The sequence below is a fragment of the Burkholderia sp. Ac-20345 genome (genome assembly GCF_017104825.1).
Lineage (GTDB): Bacteria > Pseudomonadota > Gammaproteobacteria > Burkholderiales > Burkholderiaceae > Burkholderia > Burkholderia lata_B.
On sequence record NZ_JAAGPO010000581.1, the window covers coordinates 1 to 223 of the forward strand.

The following is a 223-nucleotide window of genomic DNA, read 5'->3' on the forward strand; positions in this document are numbered from 1 at the left end:
GCTCGCTGTCGACGTCGGCTTCGACCGGTATCAGCACGGCGCAAAGCGGTGTGGATTCGCTGTCGACCGGTCTGTCGACGACGAACAGCAACGTGGGCTCGCTGTCGACGTCGGCTTCGACCGGTATCAGCACGGCGCAAAGCGGTGTGGATTCGCTGTCGACCGGTCTGTCGACGACGAACAGCAACGTGGGCTCGCTGTCGACGTCGGCTTCGACCGGTAT

The 223-nt window shown here is 63.7% G+C and carries 1 protein-coding gene; it reads right to left on the minus strand.

Annotation, left to right across the window (positions count from 1 at the left end; genetic code table 11):
* The coding region (locus G3O06_RS49910) for a hypothetical protein (protein WP_277403811.1) at positions 1-223 on the minus strand (223 nt) is incomplete at both ends.